The following is a 1,313-nucleotide window of genomic DNA, read 5'->3' as shown; positions in this document are numbered from 1 at the left end:
CAAAGTATCATGTGAGTGCCACAGCTTCGGCGGTGTGCTTGAGCCCCGCTACATTGTCGGCGCGGAACCACTTGACCAGTGAGCTATTACGCACTCTTTAAAGGGTGGCTGCTTCTAAGCCAACCTCCTGGTTGTCTATGCGACCCCACATCCTTTTCCACTTAGCACACGCTTAGGGGCCTTAGCTGGTGATCTGGGCTGTTTCCCTCTCGACTACGAAGCTTATCCCCCGCAGTCTCACTGCCGCGCTCTCACTTACCGGCATTCGGAGTTTGGCTGATTTCGGTAAGCTTGTGGGCCCCCTAGACCATCCAGTGCTCTACCTCCGGCAAGAAACACGCGACGCTGCACCTAAATGCATTTCGGGGAGAACCAGCTATCACGGAGTTTGATTGGCCTTTCACCCCTAACCACAGGTCATCCCCCAACTTTTCAACGTTGGTGGGTTCGGCCCTCCACGTAGTCTTACCCACGCTTCAGCCTGCCCATGGCTAGATCACTCCGCTTCGGGTCTAGAGCATGCGACTCAAACGCCCTATTCAGACTCGCTTTCGCTACGGCTCCCCCACACGGGTTAACCTCGCCACATGCCACTAACTCGCAGGCTCATTCTTCAAAAGGCACGCCGTCACCCCGCAAGGCTCCGACGGATTGTAGGCGAACGGTTTCAGGTACTATTTCACTCCCCTCCCGGGGTACTTTTCACCATTCCCTCACGGTACTCGTCCGCTATCGGTCACCAGGAAGTATTTAGGCTTACCAGGTGGTCCTGGCAGATTCACGGCAGATTACAGGAGTCCGCCGCTACTCGGGAACACCCACAGAAGACCAGCACATTTCACCTACCGGACTCTCACCGTCTACGGTCAGCCATTCCAGACCATTCGGCTATACACTGGCTTTATCACTCCTCACACGAGTGTCAGCTCGTGTAGCAGGGTCCCACAACCCCGACCACGCAACCCCTGACAGGTATCACACGCAACCGGTTTAGCCTCAATCCGCTTTCGCTCGCCACTACTCACGGAATCACTATTGTTTTCTCTTCCTACGGGTACTGAGATGTTTCACTTCCCCGCGTTCCCCCCACACACCCTATGAATTCAGGTGCGGGTGACTGGACATGACTCCAGCCAGGTTTCCCCATTCGGACACCCTGGGATCACAGCTTGGTTGACAGCTCCCCCAGGCCTATCGCGGCCTCCCACGTCCTTCATCGGCTCCTGGTGCCAAGGCATCCACCGTTCGCCCTTGACAACTTGACCACAAAGATGCTCGCGTCCACTGTGCAATTCTCAACAAACAACCAACCC

General features: G+C 56.0%; 1 rRNA gene. It reads right to left on the bottom strand.

The features are described from left to right. Positions 1–1,265: ribosomal RNA gene (locus tag ACVMYR_RS33085) — 23S ribosomal RNA — on the bottom strand; the annotation flags it as partial. Positions 1,266–1,313 lie beyond the last annotated feature (48 nt).

It is taken from the genome of Micromonospora sp. PTRAS2 (genome assembly GCF_054052245.1).
Note: the sequence above shows the minus strand (reverse complement) of the source record. Positions and strands in the feature narration are given on the sequence as shown.